Raw genomic sequence first — 22,044 nt, 5'->3', positions numbered from 1 at the left:
GCTGTGAAGCGGGGGAGAGCGGCGCGCGTTATGAGGCCGTGGTCCCGGCCGGGCGGATCCACAGGCGCTGCCCTGTCGCGGCGGCCTGCTGAACGATGCGGTTGACGGAGGCGGCGTCCACGACGGTCGTGTCCACGGGCGTGCCGTCGACGTCGTCGAGGTGCATGATTTCGAAGCGCAAGGGCTTCTCCCTTCGTCTGGTCATCCTCCTGAGGAGAACTACTCGGTGGTCGGCCCACGAGGCGGCGGTGCCCTGTGTTCCGTATGGGTCAACAGCATGGGGCGGTTGAAACATTCCCTACGCTAAGGAAATTTTTCGACCGGCTAATTAATGAGCCGTAAGGCTGTCGTTACGGGACCGACCGGGACCAGTTGTGTTCGCAGCGTGACCGCCGGGACAATGGAGGTGATGAACGACGACCCAGCGGCCCTCAGCGCCCGCATCGACCGCACCAACGAGCTGCTCCAGCGCATGCTCGCCGAGGTGGCGAAGACACCCTCGACTCATGCGATCTTCGTCGATGCCGGGTACCTGTACGCGGCCGCGGGACGGCTCGTCGCCGGTACGGAGGACCGCCGGGCCTTCGACCTCGACGCCGAGGGCCTGATCGACGCGCTCATCGACAAGGCCCGCACGATCTTCGCGGACAGCCGGCTGCTGCGGGTCTACTGGTACGACGGCGCCCGTCGCCGCATCCACACGGCCGAGCAGCAGAGCATCGCGGAACTGCCGGACGTCAAGGTGCGCCTGGGCAATCTGAACTCCAGCAACCAGCAGAAGGGCGTCGACTCGCTCATCCGCACCGACCTGGAGTCCCTCGCCCGCCACCGCGCCATCAGCGACGCGGCCCTGCTCGGCGGCGACGAGGACCTGGTGTCGGCGGTGGAGGCGGCCCAGGGGTACGGCGCCCGCGTCCACCTCTGGGGCATCGAGGCGCCGGAGGGCCGCAACCAGGCGGAGCCCCTCCTGTGGGAGGTCGACAGCCAGCGCACCTTCGACCTCGACTTCTTCAAGCCGTACGTCTCCCGCCGCACGGCCCCCGCCAACGAGGCGAGTACGGGCCGGCCCACCCGTGAGGACGTGCGGTTCGTGGGCGCGCAGATCGCGGCGAAGTGGCTGGCGGCCCGCGGCCGGGACACGCTGGTCGAGCTGCTGCCCGGCCACCCCTACCTGCCCGGCTCGGTGGACCAGGACCTGCTCGTGGAGGCGGAGGGCCTGTTGCAGTACTCCCTGCGCGGCCAGGCGGACCTGCGGCGCGCACTGCGGGACGGCTTCTGGGAGCATCTCCGGACGCAGTACTAGGGCCCTAGGTCGGGCGGGTGTCCCGGGGGAGCCTGTCCCAGAAATCGGCGAGGGCGTGGGCGGTCGGCAGGGGCTGGTCGATGCCCGGGGAGTGCTCGGCTCCCTCGACGACCGTGCGGTGCGCGTCCAGCCGTACGGCCATGTCGTCGAGGACCGCCACCGGCCAGGTGTCGTCGTGCGCGCCCGACAGGACGTGGAACGGCAAAGGTACGGCGGCGAGTTCGTCGACACGGTCCGGCTCGGTGCACAACTGGCGCCCGGTCGCGAGGAGTTGGGCGGGGCTGTGGCCCAGCCAGCGGCGCCGCAACTGCTCCGCGTCGCCGAGGCCGCGAGCCGGTCCGCCGACCTCCTCCGGCGGTCCCATCGCCTGGATGGCCTCCCACACCTCCTCCATCGACCGCATGGCGAGCGCGTCCCGCAGCAGCTTCACGCGCTGCTGCTGGGAGACGGAGATCTCCGCCGGGCCGGACGAGACCAGGGTGAGGGAGAGGAAGGGGGAGTGGTCCAGCAGCACGGCCGCCCGCGCGATCTGCCCGCCGAGCGAGTGCCCGACGAGGTGCACGGGCCCGCCGAGCGCCTCGGCCTGTGCGAGCACGTCCCGGGCCAGTTCCCGCTGGGCGTAGGCGGATTCGTCGTCCACGGGGCCGTCCGACTCGTGCTGCCCCCGACCGTCCACGGCGACGACCCGGTACCCGCGCTCCGCGAGCGGCTCGTGGAGCAGCCTGAAGTCCTCCTTGCTGCCGGTGAACCCGGGCAGCATCAGCGCGACTCCCTCGACCTGCGACCCCGGCTTCGGGGATGAGTCGACGACGGCGAACTCGCCGCGGGTGGTGCGAAGGGGGTATGCGCGGGCGCACGGGGGCGGGGTGAAGGTGGCTTGCCTGGTCACGGGGTGAGGGTAGCCGGTGGGAGTGGCGCGGCCGGCTGGTGACGGGCTGTGGTGGGTGCGCCGGTGGGCGGTCGTCGGCACAGGCGCGCGGGGCGGGTCGCGCCCGGGCATGCCGATGGCCCGGCCCCACACGCGGTGGGGCCGGGCCATCGAGGGAGTGTCAGCCCTCCGTGGGCTCCGCGGCGGCCGTGGCCTTGCGGGTGCGGCGGGCCTTCGGCTTCGCTTCGGCCGCGTCGTCCGCGACCTCGGCGGAGGACGCGGCGGCCGCGGCCGTCTTCCGCGTGCGGCGCGGCTTGGCGGCCTCCGGCTCCTGCCCGGCCTGTGCCGGGATCTCGGCGGCCTCGGTGACCTTGCGGGTGCGGCGGCGCGGCTTGGTCTCCGCGCCTTCGGCCGTGTCAACCGCGGCTTCGGCCGCTGCGGTTGCCTTACGCGTGCGGCGCGGCTTGGTCTCCGCGCCTTCGGCGGTCTCGGCATCCGCAGCCGTGGCGGCCGTCTTCCGCGTGCGGCGCGGCTTCGCCTCGGTCGCCTCGGCAGTGTCGACGCTCGCCTCGGCCTTGGTCGTCGCCTTGCGCGTACGCCGCGGCTTGGCCTCGGCGGGCTCGGCCGCCTCGGGCTCCTGAGCCGTCTGGGCCGGGATCCCGGCGGCGACGGACTCGGCGGGCTCGGCGGCCTTGCGGGTGCGGCGGCGGGGCTTCGCCTCCGTGCCTTCGGCGGTGTCGGCGGCTTCGGCTGCTGCGGCGGTCTTCCGCGTGCGGCGGGGCTTGGGCTCGGCGGTCTCGGCATCCGCGGCTGTGGCAGCCGTCTTCCGCGTGCGCCTGGGCTTGGCCTCGGCGGTCTCGGCCGTGTCGACGGCGTCTTCCGCTGCGGCGGTCGCCTTGCGGGTGCGGCGCGGTTTGGTCTCCGTGCCTTCGGCGGTGTCGGCGGCGGCTTCGGCCGCTGCGGTTGCCTTCCGCGTGCGACGCGGCCTGGTCTCCGTGGCCTCGGCCGGAGCGGCAGGGGCCTCGGACGTGGCAGCCGTCCTGCGGGGGCGGCGCGGCTTGGTCTCCGTCGGCTCCGGTGCGGACTCGACGGTCCCCTCGGCCGTGTCGACCGCCTGCTCGGCCGCCGAGGCAGCCGTGGTCTTGCGGGTACGGCGGCGCGGCTTGGCCGCGGGCGCCTCGGGCTGTTCGGTCACCGTGGCGGCCACGACCGACGCGGCATCCGCATCCGCGTGCGCCTCCGCCGGGGTCTCCACAGAAGCCGAAGGCGTCACAGCGGCCTCCGCCGGCGTCTCCACCCGCGTCTCCGACCTGCGCGTACGGCGCCTGCGCGGCTTCGCCGCCTCCGTGTCCGTGCCCTCCGCCGTCGCCACGGCGTTCTCCGCCGGTGCGGACGCGGGGGACTCGACCGCCGTGACCGGCGCCGACTCGGCTGCCGGGGCGCCACCACGGGTGCGGCGTCGGCGGCGCGGAGTGCGAGGAGCCGTGACCGTCTCCGCCTCGGCGGAGCCGCCCGTGGCCGTGGTGTCCGGCGTGGCCGTGCCGTCAGACCCCGGGGCGCCGTCCAGCGGCGTCCCGCCGCGCATACGGCGGCGGCGTCGCGGCGTACGGGCCGAACGCTCGCGGTCGGCCGACGGGGACTCGTCCCGGCCGCCGCGGCCTCGGCCGCCGCGCCCGCGCGGCCCCCGGCCGCCCGTCTCGCCCAGGTCCTCCAGCTCCTCCGCGTCCAGCCCGGCGCGCTTGCGCTCCGAGCGCGGCAGCACGCCCTTCGTGCCCTGGGGGATGCCGAGGTCGGCGTAGAGGTGCGGGGACGTGGAGTACGTCTCCGGCGGGTCGTTGAAGCCCAGGTCCAGCGCCTTGTTGATCAGCTGCCAGCGCGGGATGTCGTCCCAGTCGACGAGCGTGATCGCGATGCCCTTGGCGCCCGCGCGGCCCGTACGGCCGATGCGGTGCAGGTACGTCTTCTCGTCTTCCGGCGACTGGTAGTTGATGACGTGGGTGACGCCCTCGACGTCGATCCCGCGGGCGGCGACGTCGGTGCAGACGAGCACGTCCACCTTGCCGTTGCGGAAGGCGCGCAGGGCCTGCTCGCGGGCGCCCTGGCCGAGGTCGCCGTGGACCGCGCCGGACGCGAAGCCGCGCTGCTGGAGCTGGTCGGCGAGGTCCGCCGCCGTGCGCTTCGTACGGCAGAAGACCATGACCAGTCCCCGGCCCTCGGCTTGCAGGATGCGCGCGACCATCTCCGGCTTGTCCATGTTGTGCGCGCGGTAGATGTACTGCTTGGTGTTCGCGACCGTCTTGCCCGCGTCGTCCGGCGCCGTGGCGCTGATGTGCGTGGGCTGCGACATGTAACGGCGGGCCAGTCCGATGACCGCGCCCGGCATGGTCGCCGAGAACAGCATCGTCTGGCGCCGCACCGGCAGCATGTTGATGATCTTCTCGACGTCGGGCAGGAAGCCCAGGTCGAGCATCTCGTCGGCCTCGTCGAGGACCAGGCACCTGACGTGCTTCAGGTTGAGCTTCTTCTGCCCGGCGAGGTCGAGCAGCCGGCCCGGGGTGCCGACGACCACGTCGACGCCCTTCTTCAGGGCCTCGACCTGGGGCTCGTAGGCCCGGCCGCCGTAAATCGCGAGGACGCGCACGTTGCGCACCTTGCCCGCGGTCAGCAGGTCGTTGGTGACCTGTGTGCACAGCTCGCGCGTGGGGACGACGACGAGCGCCTGCGGGGCGTCGGTGAGGTCTTCGGGCTTGGCGCGTCCGGCCTCGACATCGGCGGGGACGGTGACGCGCTCGAGGAGCGGGAGGCCGAAGCCCAGCGTCTTGCCGGTGCCGGTCTTGGCCTGGCCGATGACGTCCGCGCCCGAAAGGGCGACGGGGAGCGTCATCTCCTGGATGGGGAAGGCGGTGGTGATGCCGACGGCCTCCAGGGCCTCGGCGGTCTCGGGGAGGATTCCGAGCTCTCGGAACGTCGTAGTCAGGGTGCTGCCTCTTCTGTGTGGGCGGCGCGAGGCGAGCGCGGGGGTCTTGTCGGACCGTGCCGGGGACGTCGGCTGCCTACGGGCGGGCCGTAGAGCACGGGACCGCGCCGACGCTCTAGCGCTCATGCCGCTGAGGGTGTCCCTCCGGCATCCGTACGCACTGTGCCGTATGGACGGGAAGGTCTGTCGGGTCGGAGCCGATCGGGCCACCGACCGGGCATCCTCATACGTGCGGCCTGTCGAGGTACGTCGACGTACCAGCAGGCGCATTACCACCATACCCCGGAATCCCGCACACGCGACGGCCGATTTGGTCACGTAGTCGTCGTCACACTGATTGACCAGGGCCTTACGCCTCCCGGCGGGCGGGCTATTGTGCGCTTCATGACGAGCTCTGACAAGCCTGAGAACGCCTCGGACGCCACCGCCACCCCGGCCGAACACACCGGAGTCGCCGCCCGGGACTGGGTGACGGCCTCCGCCGACCCGCAGTACCGCGCCGCGGTCGTGGACCTGCTCGGAGCGCTCGCGTACGGGGAGCTCGCGGCGTTCGAGCGGCTCGCGGAGGACGCCAAGCTGGCGCCGACGCTGGCGGACAAGGCGGAGCTGGCGAAGATGGCGTCGGCCGAGTTCCACCACTTCGAGAGGCTGCGCGACCGGCTCGCCGAGATCGGGGAGGAGCCGACGCGGGCGATGGAGCCGTTCGTCGCCGCCTACGACGGGTTCCACAAGCAGACGGCCCCCTCGGACTGGCTGGAGGGCCTCGTCAAGGCATACGTCGGCGACTCCATCGCCAGTGACTTCTATCGGGAGGTCGCGGCCCGGCTGGACTCCGACTCCCGCGGTCTGGTGCTGGCCGTGCTCGACGACACCGGGCACGGCGGCTTCGCCGTGGAGAAGGTGCGCGCCGCGATCGACGCGGACCCGCGGGTGGGCGGGCGGCTCGCGCTGTGGGCGCGGCGGCTGATGGGCGAGGCCCTGTCGCAGTCCCAGCGGGTGGTCGCCGACCGGGACGCGCTGTCGACCATGCTGGTGGGCGGCGTCGCGGACGGCTTCGACCTCGCCGAGGTCGGCAAGATGTTCTCCCGGATCACGGAGGCACACACCAAGCGGATGGCCGCACTGGGGCTGGCGGCGTAGCGCTCCGCGCAGCGGGCAGGGCTGCCGAGTGGCGCTTCGCGCCGGGGGTTGGAGGTCTGGGGCTCCCCGTGTCGGGTGGTTCCGGTTGGGTGGCGTTCCGCGCCGGGGGCAGTCGCCTGGCGTTCGGCGCCGGGGGTTGGTGGTCTGGGGCTCCCCGTGTCGGGTGGTTCCGGTTGGGTGGCGTTCCGCGCCGGGGGCGGTAGCCGTGACGCTTTGCGCAGGGGGGCGGTAGCCGTGACGCTTTGCGCAGGGGGGCGGTAGCCGTGGCGCTTTGCGCAGGGTGTTCCGCTCGTCTGCCGCTGCGCGCAGGGTCGGTTCGGTCGTAGCGCGTTTCGCGTCGAGGGTCGGCCGCGGTGCGCTCCGTGCGGGGTGGTTCCAGCCGTGGAGCGTTCTCGTGCGCTGGGTCGGTCGCCGTGGGGCAGGCCGGTCGCGTGCGCTCCGTGCGGGGCCCGGCCGCGCACGGCTGCGTGTCGCCTCCGTGCAAGGTGGTTTCCGGCCGTAGCGCGTCCTGTGCGGGGGCGCCGGTCGCGTGGCGTTCCGCGCGGGGTGTTGCGGCCGGGGAGCGTTCCGCGCCGATGTGCTCCCGGCAGTGTCGCCCGGCTGCGGGCCGGTGCCGACCAGACGCGCGGGGGGCCGCGTTGCGCTCCGGGCGGCCTCGCCGGAGGCGCCCGCCACCCGGGCGCGCTGGGCTCGCCGCGCGGTGCGTCGCGGCGGCGCCGTCGGCGGCCCGCACAGCACGGCCGCAAGCGGCCGACGCTTGCGCCCGGGCCGGAATGCGCCGCTCCCTCGAGCGCGCCGCCAGGCGGCCGGCCGCGACGCCGCCGCCACTGTGGCGGCCGGCCAGTACTCGCCGCCCGGACCCGCCCGGATCCGCGCGCCCGGCCGCTTCGGCCTCCGGCTACGCGGGCGCGGAGCGTCGGCGCAGTCGGCCCGCGGGGCGCAGCAGCAGCGACAGTGAGGCCACGGAGACGATCATCGCGCCGAGCAGCACCACCAGCACGTGCCCGGCGTCCAGCGCGCTGTGCATGACGAAGGACCCGAAGAGGGCGCCCGCGACGCCGGTCGACAGGACCAGGGGGCGGGCCGGGAGCCGGTGCGCCAGGCGATGTGTGGCCGCCCATGACAGAGCCAGGCCGAGAATCGCGGAACTCAGCGCTTCCAGGAGCATGTCGGGGTCCCTCCCACATGGCCGGCTGCCCATATCGGTCGTAGCCCGTCTTACCCCTGACCTGCGGAATCCAACCCACCCTGTGGGTGAACTGTGCGCCATCCGTGGAGGAACCTGTTTGCCGCAAGGCATGTCGTACGCGTGCGTGCTCACGGGAGAGGGAACGCGAACGGGGCGGGTCGGCCGAAAGCCGCCCCGCCCCGTTCCACACATGCGCCTACAGAGCGCCGAAGCCCACCTTGCGCGGGGCCGGCTCGCCGATCTCGACGTACGCGAGACGGTCGGCCGGGACCAGGACCTTGCGGCCGTGCTCGTCCACGAGGGTCAGCAGCGGCGACTTCCCGGCCAGCGCCTCGGACACCGCCCGCTCGACCTCCTCGGCACTCTGACCGCTCTCCAGAACGATCTCGCGGGGCGCGTGCTGCACGCCGATCTTGACCTCCACGGCTATGTCCCTCCGACGGTCAGTGATGTGCGCGACCTTCCGCGCCGTACGCAGCACACATTAGCCCGGTGAGGGGACCGGCATGCTCCGCCCGAGAACGCCACGAGCGAACAACGGGCGGGAACAAAGCGGCCCTCAGTGGTGCTGCTGGTCGGTTCCGTGCAGCGGGAAGCCCGCGATACCGCGCCACGCCAACGAGGTGAGCAGCTGCACGGCCTGGTCGCGCGGCACGCTGCGGTCGCTGTTCAGCCAGGACCGGGCCACCACCTGGGCGAGGCCGCCCAGGCCCGAGGCGAGCAGCATCGACTCCGCGCGCGACAGGCCCGTGTCCTCGGCGATGACGTCGCGGATCGCCTCCGCGCACTCGGTGGTGACCTTGTCGACGCGCTCGCGCACGGCGGGCTCGTTCGTCAGGTCCGACTCGAAGACCAGGCGGAAGGCACCGCCGTCGTCCTCGACGTACGCGAAGTAGGCGTCCATGGTCGCCCGCACGCGCTGCTTGTTGTCGGTCGTCGACGCCAGCGCGTTCCGTACGGCCTGGATGAGCGACTCGCAGTGCTGGTCCAGCAGCGCGAGATACAGGTCGAGCTTGCCCGGGAAGTGCTGGTAGAGCACCGGCTTGCTGACGCCGGCGCGCTCGGCGATGTCGTCCATCGCGGCCGCGTGATAGCCCTGTGCCACGAAGACCTCCTGGGCGGCGCCCAGAAGCTGGTTCCGTCGGGCACGGCGTGGCAGGCGTGTGCCCCGCGGGCGTACCGCCTCTGTCTGCTCGATGGCTGTCACGCCGCCTCCCAAAGTCGTCCACGTGCGGATCTGGCCGCGTCGCCATCGTACTTTTCGGTAACCGTGGTGTGCGCGGTGAGAACGCAGAATTTCACGGACCGGACGGTTACGAAAGCGGTTGAGAATGTTTCAAACAGGGTCAGAGCGGGCAAAATGCGGCTCCTTTCCTGCTCGGTGCTGCTCCTCGTCGCCACCCGGCGGCATGCGTCACCGGTAGTCGTCCTCGTCGAGCGAGACGATCCGGGCCTGCTCCACCAGGTCGGCCTCATTGGCGCGGTCCGGGTCGACACCGGTCAGCGGGTCGTCGCGGTCCGGCGCGACGTCCGTGTGCTGCTCGGCCGCGTCGACCTCGGGGGCCTCGACGTCGTACTCCGGCGTCTGAGGCACCTCCTCGGCCTCGAACGTCTCCGGGTCGGTGGGATCTACGGCCATGCTGGGCTCCCTTCCTACGAACGTCCCTGGGAATGCAGGGGCCACACGCGGGTGCCCTCCCTACGAGCCTAGGAGACACCCGATCCGGACGCTATGCGATCCGCGTCCGGGACGTGACGCAGTGCGCATCCCGTTGACTGCTTCTGATATGCCCTGTCTTTCCCAGGCGCCTCTCCGTTCTCGGGTGCCGTTCCTTTCCCGCTCCTTCCCAGCGCCTTCCCCGTGTTCGCCTCATGTGCCCGCCCCACATGGCCGATTCTTGTGACGGCGAACACATGAGTCACTACGTGATCGTCTCGTAACATTGCCGCATGTCTTCGACCGAGCTGCCGTTCGTGCCGCCCGCCAATGTGCTGCCGAAAGTGGCGGCCGTCAGGGTCGTCGAGGGCGAGCGGCTCGGCTCGGTCGAGCTGCCCGGGCTCACGCTGACCGTGCGGTCGAGGCGCCCCGCGCGCCAGGGACTGGCGCCGGCGCTGTACGTGCACGGACTCGGGGGTTCCTCGCAGAACTGGTCGGCGCTGATGCCGCTGCTGGACGACGTCGTCGACAGCGAGGCCCTCGATCTGCCGGGCTTCGGCGACTCCCCGCCCCCGGACGACGGCGACTACTCGGTCATGGGGCACGCGCGCGCGGTCATCCGTTACCTCGACGCCACGGGGCGCGGTCCCGTGCACCTGTTCGGGAACTCCCTCGGTGGCGCCATCACCACACGTGTCGCCGCGGTACGGCCCGATCTGGTCCGTACGCTCACGCTCGTGTCGCCCGCTCTGCCCGAAATCCGAGTACAGCGCACCGCCGTGCCCACAGCGCTGCTGGCGGTGCCCGGTGTCGCCCCGCTCTTCACCCGGCTGACCCGGGAGTGGACGGTGGAGCAGCGCGTGCGCGGCGTGCTGGCGCTGTGTTACGGGGATCCGGGACGGGTGACGCCGGAAGGATTCAGCAACGCGGTCCACGAGATGGAGCGGCGGCTGCGGCTGCCATACTTCTGGGACGCCATGACGCGTTCCGCGCGCGGGATCGTCAACGCCTACACGCTGGGTGGCCAGCAGGGACTGTGGCGCCAGGCCCAGCGCGTTCTCGCACCGACCCTCCTCGTCTACGGTGGACGTGACCAACTCGTGGGCTTCCGGATGGCGCAGAAGGCGGCCCGGGCGTATCGCGACTCGCGGCTGGTGACGTTGCCGGATGCGGGGCACGTGGCCATGATGGAGTACCCGGAGACGGTGGCCATGGCGTTTCGTGAACTCCTCGAAGGCGCCGGAGAATTGGGTGAACGGCGAGCGAAGCGGGCTCGCCCGGACAAGGCCGTCGACGAAGCGGGCACCGACGAGAGCATGGGGGGCTGAGGCGCGACGTGGGACGCCACAGCCGCCGTGGGCCGGTCGCCAAGGGCGACACCGCGGACACAACCGAAGGACGGGACGGCCGGGACGGGCCGGGACAGGGGCCGGGCCAGGCGGCGAACATGAGCCGGGGTGGCCGGACGGCTCCGCCCCGGGCCGCGTCGCAGAGCGGCTGGCCGCCGCCGGGTGCGGCACCGCCCCGGACACCGGGGCCTCGGCCCGCGACGGCGGACGGGACCCCCTCGTACGGGGCGCCCGCCCACGGAACGCCTTCGCCTGGGGCGCCTGCACATGGGACGCCTGCTCCTGGAACACCTGCGCACGGGACGCCTTCGTACGGGGCGCCCGCCCACGGAACGCCCTCGCCTGGGGTGCCTGCGCCCGGGATGCCGCGGCTTCCGGACGGCTGGCTGCCCGACGGCACGCCCGTGCACGGTGCTCCGCGCCTGCCCGACGGCACGCCCGCGCGCGGGTTGCCGCGCTTTCCTGACGGCACGCCCGCGCGCGGTGTTCCGAGGCTGCCCGATGGGGCTCCGGCGCACGGCGGCGGCCCACGGCTCCCTGACGGCACGCCGGCGCGTGGCGTCCCGCGGCTTCCGGACGGGACTCCCGCGCACGGCATGCCGAGGCTTTCCGACGGCACTCCCGCGCACGGCGTTCCCCGGCTTCCCGACGGGACTCCCGCACGCGGAGTGCCCCGGGTTTCCGACGGCACCCCCGCGCACGGCTTCCCCCAAGCCCGGGGAGGGCACCCCGAGCAGCGGGAAACCGGGGGTGGCTGGGGTGAGTTGCGGGGCAGTGGTGGTACTCCCATACCGCGGCAGCGACGGGCCCCCGGGCCCGGGCCGCGGCAGGAGTATCTCAACGCCTTCGACGAGGAGGACGACGTCTTCGCACCCCGTACGCCCGCCTCCGCGCACGCGGCGGACGCCTACGCCACCGGCCCGGACTGGAAGGCCGGCGCCCCGGCCGGCATCCGCTCCGACGACGACGCCGGCGATGACGACGACATGCCGCCCACCGGCACACCCGCCCCGGTCAAGGGCGCCAAGGGCCGTACCTTCACGGGCATCGCGGCCGCCGCCGTCACCACCGTGCTGGCCGTGATCGTCGCCGGTCAGGTCACCGACGAGCCCGGCGGCTCCGGCGCGCAGTCGCAGTCCGCCACCGACCAGGCCCGCGACCTCCGGGACTCCCCGTCGCGCGCGGACGGGCGGGCGCCCGTACCGGCCCCCGGTGCGAAGCCGCTGACCTACGACGAGAAGATGGGCAGGACCTACCCGCTCGGCGCCAAGCTCAAGGGCTCGGGGAAGTTCGACGCGGTGCCCGGCATCGCCGAGGCGCCGGGTACGGGGCAGAAGTTCACCTATCGCGTGGACGTGGAGCAGGGGCTCGGGCTCGACGGCGCCCTGTTCGCCGAGGCCGTGCAGAAGACGCTCAACGACCAGCGCAGCTGGGCCCACAACGGCGCGCGCACCTTCGAGCGGATCTACTCCGGCAAGCCCGACTTCGTGATCACGCTCGCCAGCCCCGGCACGACCGCCGACTGGTGCGCCAAGTCCGGTCTGGACACCACCGTGGACAACGTCTCCTGCGACTCGGCCGCCACCGACCGCGTGATGATCAACGCCTACCGTTGGGCGCAGGGCTCGGAGACGTACGGCGACAAGATCCACGCCTACCGGCAGATGCTGATCAACCACGAGGTCGGCCACCGCCTCGGCTACGGCCACGTCACCTGCGACAAGGACGGCGGCCTCGCCCCGGTCATGCAGCAGCAGACCAAGTTCCTCGACCACGACGGCATCCACTGCCGCGCCAACCCCTGGCCGTACCCCGGGAGTTGACAGGCGGCGAGGGCGGCACCCTCACCGTCCTGAACGCCAATCCGCAGCCGGACTTCGACCCGGCGTGCCTGTGCACCTCCGGCGGCGGCAACGTCCCGTCCCTGGTCTTCCGTACGCTCACCACCCGCAACCGCGAGAACGGCGCCGCTGGCACCGAGGTCGTCCCCGACCTGCGGGACTGGCTGGTCGGGGCCGCCGGCTACCGGGAGTTGGCCGTGGCATGACGATGCGTGACCGATTGATCTCCTAGCGCGACGGAACGCGATCCGCACGGGAAAGTTACGGCCGTTCACCCCTTTTGGTGGCGCGACGGACAACCGTCCGTCGCGCCACCGCCTTGTCCGCATACGTTCGTCCCGCTGCGAGCTGCCGGGCAACGGCGGCTCCTGATACGGGAGATCGGGGGTGCACTCGTGCGCATCGGACTGCTTACGGAGGGTGGCTATCCGTACGTGAGCGGTGACGCCAGGCTCTGGTGCGACCGGCTGGTGCGCGGGCTCGGACAGCACGAGTTCGACGTCTACGCGCTCAGCCGCAGCCAGCACCAGGAGGACGAGGGCTGGATCCCGCTGCCGCCGAACGTCCGCAGGGTGCGCACCGCGCCGATGTGGACGGCCGAGGACGACGCGGTGGTCCTGGGCCGCCGCGCGCGCCGGCGGTTCACTGAATGCTTCGGCGAACTGGCGGCCGTGCTGAGCGGGGCGTCCGGGGGCGTTGTCCCCAAGGGGTCTGCCGGGGGCGAGCCGGTCGCCGCCAAGGGGTTTGCCGAGGGTGCTTCGACCCCCGAGGCGGACCGTTTCGCCAACGCTCTGTACGGGCTCGCCGAACTCGCCCGCGAGACCGGCGGCCTGGTGGGAGCCCTCCGCTCCGAGACCGCCGTACGCACCCTGGAACGCGCCTGCCGTGCGCCCGGCGCCCACCGCGCGGCGCGCGAGGCCCGCGTACCCGATCTGCTCGCCGTGACCGCACACCTGGAACGCGCCCTGCGCCCCCTCTCCCTCGACTGGTACGAGGGCGACGGACTGGGCGCGGTCGACCTCTGCCACGCCGCGTCCGGCGGCACGGCCGCCCTGCCGGGACTGCTCGCCCGCCACTTCACCGGCGTCCCCCTGCTGGTCACCGAGTACGGCGTGCGCCTGCGCACTCACTACCTCACCGCCCCGGACGCCCCGCCCGCCGTACGGTCCCTGCTGGCGGCCTTCCACGGCAGGCTCGCGGCCGAGGCCTACGCACGGGCCGAGATCGTCACCGCCGGCAACGCGCACGCCCGCCGCTGGCAGGAGCGCTGCGGCGCCGACCGTGAGAAGCTCCGCACGGTCTACCCCGGCATGGACGCCCGGCCCTTCGCCGAGGTCGGCGAGTCCCCCGAGGGCGCCGACCCGGACACACTCGTCTGGGTCGGACGCGTCGAGCCCGCCAAAGACCTGGTCTCGCTGCTGCACGCCTTCGCGGAGATCCGCAACCGGCAGCCGAAGACCCGCCTGCGCATCGTCGGAGCGCCCGCCGGTTCCGAGGGCACGGCCTACCTCGGCCACTGCCGGGCCCTGGCCGCCCAGCTCTTCCCCGACGAAGCCGACGGCCCGCACGCCACCGGCGACAACCCGGTGTCCTTCGAGGAGATCGGCGGGCCCGAACTCCCGGCCCCCGCCGACGCCTACGCCTCCGGCGCCGTGACCGTGCTCTCCAGCGTCGTCGAAGGGTTCCCGATCAGCCTCGTCGAGGCCATGCTCTGCGGACGCGTGACCGTGTCGACGGACGTCGGCGCGGTCGTGGAGGTCATCGGCGGAACCGGGCTCGTCGTACCGCCGCGCAACCCGCGGGCGCTCGCGCAGGCGTGTGTGGCGCTGCTGCGCGACCCCGCTCGCCGTGCGCGCCTGGGTGCCGCCGCCCGCGCCCGTGCCCTCGAACTGTTCACGGTCGAGCAGAACATCGATGCATTTCACGGCATTTACCTGGAGATCGTCTCGCGCGCGCCGATCCGCCGTGTCGTCCTCGACGAAGCGGGGGCGCCGCTGCCCTTCGCGGTACCCGCCGAGGACCACGTCCCGATCCGCTGGGCCGCCCCGTCACCCAGCCTCGTCGTTCGCGGCGGCCCCGGCTGGGCGACGGCCGGCCCCGTACGCGCCACCAGTGCCGTCCCCGCCCCGGAGGGAGCCCGATGAGCGGCTTGGGCGAACTGGACCGCCCGGAGGCCCAGGCCGGCCCGGGGGCACCCGGGGCGCGGGGGGCCGCCGGCCGCAAGCCCACCGCCCCGCGCCGCGGTGCCGCCGACCCCGTGAAGGCACTGATGCACCGTCACCGCGAGCTCTGCGAACGCGCGGTGGATCCCCTCGAGATCGCGGCGGAACTGGAGGCGCACGGCATCACCGACCGGACCGCCACCCGCTTCCGCCACCGGGACGTCTTCTCCCTCGCGGAGGAGATGTACGCGCGGGCCTCCCGGGACGGGGACGCACCCCCGCCCGCCCAGCCCGCCGCTCCACGGGCACGCGCCGACTGGGCCCTGCTGACGCTCCTGCCGGGCACGCTGTGCGCCGCCGCCATGGCCGCCGTGCACCTCACCCACGGCCAGTCGCGCCCGTTCGCCGCGGCAGCCGGCACCCTCGCCGTGGCCCTGGGCCTGCGCGCAGCCCTGCGCCGAGGCCCGCTGAGCAGACCCGACCGCACAGCCCCTGGCAGAGCCACGGCCTGGACCACCTGGCTCGTCGCCTACGCCCTCCTGGGCAACGGCCTGCTCGACGACGCCGTCGCCGGAGGCCCCGACGGCCTGCCCACCGGCACGGCCGACAGCCCCTGGCCCCTCACCGCCGCCCCCGTCCTGGCCCTCGCCCTGGCCTGTGCGCCCGCCGCCTGGACCGCCCACCTCTTCACCGGGCGTGCCCGTCGCAAGCTCGCGGCCAGCCGTGGCCTGGAGGACTTCGCCGCCGCCGTACGACCGCTCCTGCTCGGCGTGTTCGCCCTGTTCCTGGGCGCGCTGGCGGCCCTGCTCACCCTGAGCGCCGCGGTCCTCGACGAGCCCGCTCCTTACCCGGAGACCCTCACCCTGGGCGCCCTCCTCTTCCTCGCCCGCATCCTGACCACCCACGGTTTCGCCTACGCCCCGGCCGTGGTCCTCACCGCCACGGCCACGCTCCAGGCAGCCGCCCTCGCCGCGGTCTTCACCTCCCGCCTCCCCGGTTGCGGCTTCCTGGCCACTCCCGTCGAAACCCTCGTCACCACCTGGGGCGCGGGCACCGTCCCCACGCTGGCCTGCGGCGCGGCAGCCCTGGCCCTCCTGATCCACGCGACCCGCAAGCTGACCAGGGCCTCGGCCCACGCACCGCCGGACACCTCCCGGTGACCGCCGCTGCGACCGGCCCCGTCGGCACCGGCAGCACCGGCAATCCCTCCCTTCCCGCCTCCCTTCCCCTCCCAAGGAGAACCCGCATGACCACCCGCCCAGCAGCCCCGGCCACCCCGGGAGCCGCGCGATGAGAGTCCTGCTGATCGGAGCCAACGGCTACATCGGCCGTTTCGTCGCCGACCGCCTGCTCGCCGACCCGGCCGTACAGCTCACCGCCCTCGGCCGGGGTGACGACGCCGACGTCCGCTTCGACCTCGCGTCCGGCAGCCCCGGTGCCCTCACCCGCTTCCTCGACGCGGTCCACCCGGGCGTCGTCGTCAATTGCGCCGGCGCCACCCGGGGCGGTGCCCGCGAGCTCACGCGCCACAACACCGTCGCCGTGGCCACCGTCTGCGAGGCCCTTCGCCGCAGCGGCTGCGGTGCCCGTCTGGTGCAGATCGGGTGCAGCGCCGAGTACGGCCCGAGCCAGCCGGGCTCCTCCACCGCGGAGGACGCCGTCCCCCGGCCCGGCGGCCCGTACGGCGTCAGCAAACTCGCCGCCACCGAACTCGTCCTCGGCTCCGGCCTGGACGCCGTCGTCCTGCGCGTCTTCTCACCGGCCGGGCCCGGCACCCCCGCCGGCTCCCCTCTGGGCCGGCTCGCCGAGGCCATGCGCCGCGCCATGCAGTCCAGCGACGGCGAACTCAAACTCGGCGGCCTCGGCGCACAGCGCGACTTCGTCGACGTCCGGGACGTGGCCCGGGCCGTGCACGCCGCCTCGCTCTCCGCCGCGCAGGGCGTCATCAACATCGGCTCCGGCCGCGCCGTCCGCCTGCGCGACGCCGCCGCTGTCCTCGCCCGCGTGGCCGGATACGGCGGCGCCCTCCACGAACTCGACGGTCCTCCCGCTGCCCTGCGCCCGGCCATCGGCCACCCCCGCCCCGACCCGGACCACGCGCCCCCGGTCGCGTACCCGTACCCGGACGGCTGCGGCAGCTGGCAGCAGGCCGATGTGCGCACCGCCCGCGACCGGCTCGGCTGGCGCCCCCGGATCGGCCTGGAGGAGTCCCTCGCCGACATCTGGATGGAGGCGGCATGCCGCATCTGACCAGCACCCGGCCACGAATCTCCGGCACGGAACTCCGCCCCGGCGTCGGCGTCCCCGGCTACGCGCACCCCCTCCTCGCCCCCACCGAGTGGGGCGAACTCACGCGCCCCGGCACCCCGCTGCACTGGGTGGTCCTCAACGTGGCCGGCGGCCCCGGCGCCCGCCCCGACCCGCACTGCCTGGAGGCGGCCGGCCGCCTGCGCAACGCGGGCATCCGCGTCCTGGGCCATCTCGACACCCGGTACGGCACCCGGAACTTCGGGGAGCTGATCTCCGACGCCCACCGGTTCGTCGACTGGTACCAGGTCGACGGCTTCCTCCTGGACCGCTGCCCGGCGGACCACGCCGAGCTGCCCGAGACCCGCCGCACGGTCGCCACGCTCCGCGTGATCCGTGACGAGGCCCACATCGTCCTCGGCCACGGCATCCACCCGCACCCGGGCTACGCCCAGCTCGCCGACCAAATGGTCACCTTCTCCGGCCCATGGAGCGACTACCGGTGGTCCCAGGTGGCCGAGTGGACCGCCGACCATCCGCCCGAGCGCTTCTGCCACTTCGTCCACGGAGTGCCCCGCCCGCACCTGGTCGAGGCGCTGCGCATCGCCCGCCGGCAGGGTGCCGCGACGATCTGGTTCACCGACCACACGGACGACGGCGGCCGCACCGACCCCTGGGAGAGCATGCCCGGCTACTGGGACGAAATCGTCTCGCGTGTCGGAACAGGTGTCTCGGAATGAAAAAGCACATGGCAGTGTTACAGGGAGAACAACCGTAGTGATTGACCGACCAACGGAGTCCCCGTGTCGCTGCCACCCCTGGTCGAGCCGGCTTCCGAGCTCACCGTAGACGAGGTCCGCAGGTACTCCCGCCACCTGATCATCCCCGATGTCGGGATGGACGGGCAGAAGCGGCTGAAGAACGCCAAGGTGCTGTGTGTGGGCGCCGGCGGCCTGGGCTCGCCGGCGCTGATGTACCTGGCCGCCGCGGGCGTCGGCACCCTCGGCATCGTGGAGTTCGACGAGGTCGACGAGTCGAACCTGCAGCGCCAGATCATCCACAGCCAGGCCGACATCGGCCGCCCGAAGGCGGAGTCCGCCCGTGACAGCGTCAAGGGCATCAACCCGTACGTGAACGTGATCCTTCACGAGGAGCGGCTCGAGGCCGACAACGTGATGGAGATCTTCAGCCAGTACGACCTGATCGTCGACGGCACGGACAACTTCGCGACCCGCTACCTGGTCAACGACGCCTGCGTGCTGCTGAACAAGCCGTACGTGTGGGGCTCGATCTACCGCTTCGACGGCCAGGCCTCCGTCTTCTGGTCCGAGCACGGCCCCTGCTACCGCTGCCTGTACCCGGAGCCCCCGCCCCCCGGCATGGTCCCCTCCTGCGCCGAGGGCGGCGTCCTGGGCGTGCTGTGCGCGTCCATCGGCTCCATCCAGGTCAACGAGGCCATCAAGCTGCTCGCCGGCATCGGTGAGCCGCTGGTCGGCCGGCTGATGATCTACGACGCCCTGGAGATGCAGTACCGCCAGGTCAAGGTCCGCAAGGACCCCGACTGCGCGGTCTGCGGCGAGAACCCGACCGTCACCGAGCTCATCGACTACGAGGCCTTCTGCGGCGTCGTGTCCGAGGAGGCCCAGGCGGCGGCCGCCGACTCCACGATCACTCCCAAGCAGCTCAAGGAGTGGATCGACGACGGCGAGAGCATCGACATCATCGACGTCCGCGAGCCGAACGAGTACGAGATCGTCTCCATCCCGGGCGCCCGGCTGATCCCGAAGAACGAGTTCCTCATGGGCACCGCCCTGGAGAGCCTCCCGCAGGACAAGAAGATCGTCCTGCACTGCAAGACGGGTGTCCGCAGTGCGGAAGTCCTCGCGGTCCTGAAGTCCGCGGGCTTCTCGGACGCGGTCCACGTCGGCGGCGGTGTGATCGGCTGGGTCAACCAGATCGAGCCGGACAAGCCGGTGTACTGACCGGACGCGCCGGCCTGCCGAGCCGTGTCCGGCCTCCCTTCGCGAGCGGCGGGGGCTTCGCGCACCAGGGGTGCCCGGAGCCCCCGCCGTCGTCATGAGCAGACCTTGCCGTCCTTCGGCACCGAACCGTCCAGCAGATACGCGTCCACCGTGGAGTCGACACAGTCGCTGCCACTGCCGTACGCGCCATGTCCCTCGCCCCGCCAGGTGAGCGTCACTCCGACGCCCTTGCCCAGTTCGTCGGCCATCCTCCGGGCGCCCTCGTACGGGGTGGCCGGGTCGCCGGTGTTGCCGACCACCAGGACCGGCGCCGCGCCGTGGGCGCTCACCTCCGGGGTGTCGTGCTGCCCGGGCACCGGCCAGTCGTGGCACCAGCTGGCCGTGTCCCAGCCGAGGAACGTCCCGAAGACCGGGGAGATCTTCTCGAACTGAGGCAGCAGCTTCCTGGTGGTCGCCGCGGTCGGCCGCTGCCTGTCGTCCAGGCACGATATGACCCGTTGCGCGTGGGTCGTCGTGCCGTAGCGTCCCGACGGGTCGCGTTCGTTGTAGCGGTCGGCGAGGGCCAGCAGCTCCGAGCCGTCTCCCCGCTCGGCCGCGTCGAGGGCGCTGGTCAGCGTCGGCCAGTTGTCCCTGCTGTACAGCGGCAGGATGATGCCGGTCACCGCGAGCGTCTGCGTCAGCTTCCGCCCGGGCGCGCCCGTCGGCAGGGGCCGGGCGTCGATCCGTCGCAGCAGGTCCGCGATCTTCCGCGAGCCCTCCGCCGGGTCCTGGCCCGTGGACTTCAGGTAGCCGTTCAGCGCGCGCTGGAAGCCCCTGGCCTGGTTCCGGGCGTGGCCCACCGCGTCGGCGCCGGGGTCCACGACCGCGTCCAGGGTCATCCGCCCCACGTTCTTCGGGAACAGGTGCGCATATGTGCCGCCCAGTTCGGTGCCGTAGGAGATGCCGAAGTAGTGCATCTTCTTGTCGCCGAGGACCTCCCGGATGCGGTCCATGTCGCGGGCCGAGTCGGCGGTCGACACGTGCGCCATCAGCTTCCCGGCGTCCTTCTGGCAGCCCTTGGCGAAGGCGGCGGCGTCCTGGAAGTAGGCCTTCTCCTCCGCGGGTGTGTCCGGGGTGACGTCCACCGACTCGGCCGCCTGGATCTCCTTGTCGCCGCGGCAGCGTACGCCCTCACTGGCGCCTACCCCGCGCGGGTCCCAGCTCACCAGGTCGTACCGCTCGCGCAGCGAGGAGACGGTCGGAGCGTACGACGGCATCATGGACACGCCCGAGGCGCCGGGACCGCCGAAGTTGAACAGGAGCGAGCCCACGCGGTCGTCACCGCGGGCCTTGGCGCGGATCAGCGCCAGCCCGATCGTCTCGCCGTCCGGCTTCGACCAGTCCAGCGGCACCTTCAGCGTCGCGCACTGCCAGTCGCTGCTCGGCGCCGGTGCGTCGCCGGTGGCCTTGCAGCGGCCCCAGGAGAGCCCGCCGTTGTCGTCCGACGAGCCGCCGCCGCATCCCGCGGCGAGCAGCGCCGAGGTGACCGCCAGAGCGGTCCACCGTGCGAAACGCGTCATGTGCCCATCCCCCCTCGCAGGCCGTCCGCACCGTGCAGCGGATGGCGGTCAGGCCATGGTAGGCAGATCTCACGTCGGCCGTTGCAGCCTGTGGATAACCTTCTGACCTGCGTGTTTAGCGAGTCAGGGCTTGATCTCAGGTGCAGACGGTTCCCGCCCGCGGCACCTTTCCGTCCAGCAGATAGCCGTTCACCGCGTCCCGCACGCACTTGTTCTTGCTGTCGTACGCGCCGTGCCCCTGCCCCCGATACGTCAGCTCCACCCCGACCCCCTTGCCGAGCGCCTCCACCATCTTGCGCGCGCCCTCATACGGGGTGGCCGGGTCGCCGGTGTTGCCGACGACCAGGATCGGCGCCGAGCCGGGCGCGCTCACGTCCGGGTGGTCGGCGGCGCCCGGCACCGGCCAGTCGGTGCAGCTGATCATGCCCCAGGCCAGGAAGTCGCCGAACAGGCCGGAGGCCGCCCGGAACTCGGGCAGTTTCCGCTCCACGAACGCGGTGTCGTAGCGGGGTTTGTCGTCCGCGCAGTTGATGGCGACGTTGGCGGCGGTGATGTTGCTGTACTCGCCGTTGTCCTCGCGGCCGTTCATCGAGTCGGACAGGGCCATCAGGATGCTGCCGTCGCCGTCGTACGCCTGCTGCAGACCCTCGGTGAGGTACTCCCAGAAGTCCTTCGAGTACAGCGCCTGGAGGATGCCGCTGGTCGCCGCGCTCTGGGTCAGCTGGCGAGGGAAGACCCCCGGGATCGGTCTGCGGTCGAGGTCCTTCAGCAGTCCGGCGATACGGTCCTTCACGTCTTGCGCGCTGTCGCCGAGAGGGCACTGCTCGGTCTTCGACACACAGTCCTCGGCGAAGTTGTCCAGCGCGAGCTGGAAGCCCTTGGTCTGCCCGAGCGAGCCCTGTTCGGCGTTCTGCGTGGGATCGACGACGGCGTCGAACACGGCGCGGCCGACCCGCTTGGGGAACAGGTGGGCGTAGACGCCGCCGAGTTCGGTGCCGTAGGAGATGCCGAAGTAGTGCAGTTTCCCGTCGCCCAGGACCTGGCGCATCAGGTCCAGGTCGCGGGCCGCGTCGGTGGTGCGCACGTGCGGCAGGATCTTCTTGGAGTTGTGCTCGCAGGCGTCGTTGAACTCCTTGGTGTTGTCCAGGAGTTCGGTGCGTTCGGCGGGGTCGTCGGGTGTGGCGTCCTGCTGGAAGTACGCGTCGAGCTGCTGGTCGCTCTCACAGATCACGGGGGCGCTGCGGCCGACTCCGCGGGGGTCGAAGCTGACCAGGTCGTACCGCGTGCGCAGGGTGCCGTAGTCCCCCACGAAGGCCGGCAGCGAGGTGACGCCCGAGCCGCCGGGGCCGCCGAAGTTGAAGATGAGCGAGCCGATGCGGGCGCTCTCGTCGCCGGTGCTCCTGGCCCGGATGAGTTCCAGGCCGATCGTGTCACCCTTGGGGTCGCTCCAGTCGAGCGGGGCCTTCATGGTGGCGCACTGCCACTCGCCGCCGCCCGGCAGCGGTGAGGGCGTGGAGCCTCCTCCCTGGGCATCGGACGGGGCGGGGCAGTCCTTCCAGCTCAGCTCCTGCTGCGTCAGGTCCCCGTCCTTGCCGCCGTCGTCACCGCAGCCCGCCAGTACGGCGGACAGCAGCACGGCGGTGGCGGTCAGGGCGGTGGCGCGCAGCCGGAGGCGGGTTGGCATGGTTCCATCCTGCGGCGGCGGGGGGCCGCCCGCTCGGGACGCGTGCCGTACGAGGTAAGGGGGGCGGATGGTGCCTCGGTGGTGCT

The 22,044-nt window shown here is 72.6% G+C and carries 18 protein-coding genes and 1 pseudogene; 10 read left to right on the top strand and 9 right to left on the bottom strand.

The genetic code is table 11. The features are described 5' to 3' along the window. Positions 1-28 precede the first annotated feature (28 nt). On the bottom strand, positions 29-205 hold the full coding sequence (locus ACFZDA_RS32535) for a hypothetical protein (protein WP_167337993.1): 177 nt from the start codon (positions 203-205) through the stop codon (positions 29-31). A gap of 195 nt (positions 206-400) precedes the next feature. Between ACFZDA_RS32535 and ACFZDA_RS32530 the strand changes: the two genes are divergently transcribed. After that, on the top strand, positions 401-1,303 hold the full coding sequence (locus ACFZDA_RS32530; protein ID WP_391088664.1) for an NYN domain-containing protein: 903 nt from the start codon (positions 401-403) through the stop codon (positions 1,301-1,303). 4 nt (positions 1,304-1,307) lie between these two features. On the opposite strand, the gene ACFZDA_RS32525 is transcribed toward ACFZDA_RS32530, so the two are convergent. Both ACFZDA_RS32525 and ACFZDA_RS32520 read right to left on the bottom strand, forming a co-directional pair. Further along, complete coding sequence (locus ACFZDA_RS32525) at positions 1,308-2,192, bottom strand: alpha/beta fold hydrolase (RefSeq protein ID WP_391088598.1); 885 nt, start codon at positions 2,190-2,192, stop codon at positions 1,308-1,310. A gap of 160 nt (positions 2,193-2,352) precedes the next feature. After that, positions 2,353-5,055 (bottom strand): DEAD/DEAH box helicase, encoded by a 2,703-nt coding sequence (locus ACFZDA_RS32520; RefSeq protein ID WP_391088662.1) that lies wholly within the window; start codon positions 5,053-5,055, stop codon positions 2,353-2,355. Between the two features lie 477 nt (positions 5,056-5,532). Between ACFZDA_RS32520 and ACFZDA_RS32515 the strand changes: the two genes are divergently transcribed. Next, complete coding sequence (locus ACFZDA_RS32515; RefSeq protein WP_391088596.1) at positions 5,533-6,288, top strand: ferritin-like fold-containing protein; 756 nt, start codon at positions 5,533-5,535, stop codon at positions 6,286-6,288. Positions 6,289-7,186: 898 nt separating this feature from the next. On the opposite strand, the gene ACFZDA_RS32510 is transcribed toward ACFZDA_RS32515, so the two are convergent. The 4 genes from ACFZDA_RS32510 to ACFZDA_RS32495 form a co-directional block, all read right to left on the bottom strand. Next, positions 7,187-7,456 (bottom strand): hypothetical protein, encoded by a 270-nt coding sequence (locus tag ACFZDA_RS32510; protein ID WP_391088594.1) that lies wholly within the window; start codon positions 7,454-7,456, stop codon positions 7,187-7,189. Between the two features lie 217 nt (positions 7,457-7,673). Further along, a complete protein-coding gene (locus tag ACFZDA_RS32505) occupies positions 7,674-7,901 on the bottom strand; it encodes a DUF3107 domain-containing protein (RefSeq protein ID WP_031114311.1) in 228 nt (75 codons plus the stop codon). Positions 7,902-8,036: 135 nt separating this feature from the next. Further along, positions 8,037-8,684 carry a TetR family transcriptional regulator gene (locus ACFZDA_RS32500; RefSeq protein WP_391088592.1) on the bottom strand — a complete coding sequence of 216 codons (648 nt, stop codon included), beginning with the start codon at positions 8,682-8,684 and terminating at the stop codon, positions 8,037-8,039. Between the two features lie 207 nt (positions 8,685-8,891). Then, on the bottom strand, positions 8,892-9,116 hold the full coding sequence (locus ACFZDA_RS32495; protein ID WP_391088590.1) for a hypothetical protein: 225 nt from the start codon (positions 9,114-9,116) through the stop codon (positions 8,892-8,894). A 311-nt stretch (positions 9,117-9,427) separates the two neighbouring features. Here ACFZDA_RS32495 and ACFZDA_RS32490 point away from each other — a divergent pair, with 311 nt between their 5' ends. From ACFZDA_RS32490 to moeZ, 8 genes and pseudogenes are all read left to right on the top strand, one after another. Beyond that, positions 9,428-10,462, top strand: a complete 1,035-nt coding sequence (locus ACFZDA_RS32490) for an alpha/beta fold hydrolase (RefSeq protein WP_391088587.1) — start codon at positions 9,428-9,430, stop codon at positions 10,460-10,462. A gap of 383 nt (positions 10,463-10,845) precedes the next feature. Next, the gene (locus ACFZDA_RS32485) at positions 10,846-12,306 is read left to right on the top strand and encodes a DUF3152 domain-containing protein (protein WP_391088585.1); all 1,461 of its coding nucleotides are present in this window, start codon (positions 10,846-10,848) and stop codon (positions 12,304-12,306) included. Beyond that, a pseudogene (locus ACFZDA_RS32480) lies at positions 12,270-12,479 on the top strand (hypothetical protein); the annotation flags it as partial. The gene ACFZDA_RS32485 and the pseudogene ACFZDA_RS32480, both read left to right, overlap by 37 nt. A gap of 240 nt (positions 12,480-12,719) precedes the next feature. Beyond that, positions 12,720-14,468, top strand: a complete 1,749-nt coding sequence (locus tag ACFZDA_RS32475; RefSeq protein WP_391088583.1) for a DUF3492 domain-containing protein — start codon at positions 12,720-12,722, stop codon at positions 14,466-14,468. Next, positions 14,465-15,646 carry a hypothetical protein gene (locus ACFZDA_RS32470; RefSeq protein WP_391088582.1) on the top strand — a complete coding sequence of 394 codons (1,182 nt, stop codon included), beginning with the start codon at positions 14,465-14,467 and terminating at the stop codon, positions 15,644-15,646. The genes ACFZDA_RS32475 and ACFZDA_RS32470 overlap by 4 nt, the downstream gene beginning before the upstream one ends. A gap of 130 nt (positions 15,647-15,776) precedes the next feature. Beyond that, positions 15,777-16,736 carry an NAD-dependent epimerase/dehydratase family protein gene (locus tag ACFZDA_RS32465; protein ID WP_391088580.1) on the top strand — a complete coding sequence of 320 codons (960 nt, stop codon included), beginning with the start codon at positions 15,777-15,779 and terminating at the stop codon, positions 16,734-16,736. Next, positions 16,724-17,473 carry a spherulation-specific family 4 protein gene (locus ACFZDA_RS32460; RefSeq protein WP_391088578.1) on the top strand — a complete coding sequence of 250 codons (750 nt, stop codon included), beginning with the start codon at positions 16,724-16,726 and terminating at the stop codon, positions 17,471-17,473. Before ACFZDA_RS32465 ends, ACFZDA_RS32460 begins: the two co-directional genes overlap by 13 nt. A gap of 63 nt (positions 17,474-17,536) precedes the next feature. Further along, positions 17,537-18,715 (top strand): adenylyltransferase/sulfurtransferase MoeZ, encoded by a 1,179-nt coding sequence (gene moeZ, locus ACFZDA_RS32455; protein WP_020269791.1) that lies wholly within the window; start codon positions 17,537-17,539, stop codon positions 18,713-18,715. A 92-nt stretch (positions 18,716-18,807) separates the two neighbouring features. Here moeZ and ACFZDA_RS32450 read toward each other — a convergent pair whose 3' ends face one another. Beyond that, positions 18,808-20,274: an alpha/beta fold hydrolase gene (locus ACFZDA_RS32450; protein WP_391088577.1), complete on the bottom strand. Its 1,467-nt coding sequence runs from the start codon at positions 20,272-20,274 to the stop codon at positions 18,808-18,810. Positions 20,275-20,410: 136 nt separating this feature from the next. Next, entirely contained in the window at positions 20,411-21,958 is a 1,548-nt protein-coding gene (locus ACFZDA_RS32445) for an alpha/beta fold hydrolase (RefSeq protein WP_391088575.1), read from the bottom strand. Positions 21,959-22,044: the final 86 nt, after the last annotated feature.

It is taken from the genome of Streptomyces sp. NPDC007991 (assembly GCF_042958445.1).
GTDB lineage: Bacteria > Actinomycetota > Actinomycetes > Streptomycetales > Streptomycetaceae > Streptomyces.
The sequence above is the reverse complement of the archived record's forward strand: the minus strand, read 5'-3'. Positions and strand labels throughout refer to the sequence as shown.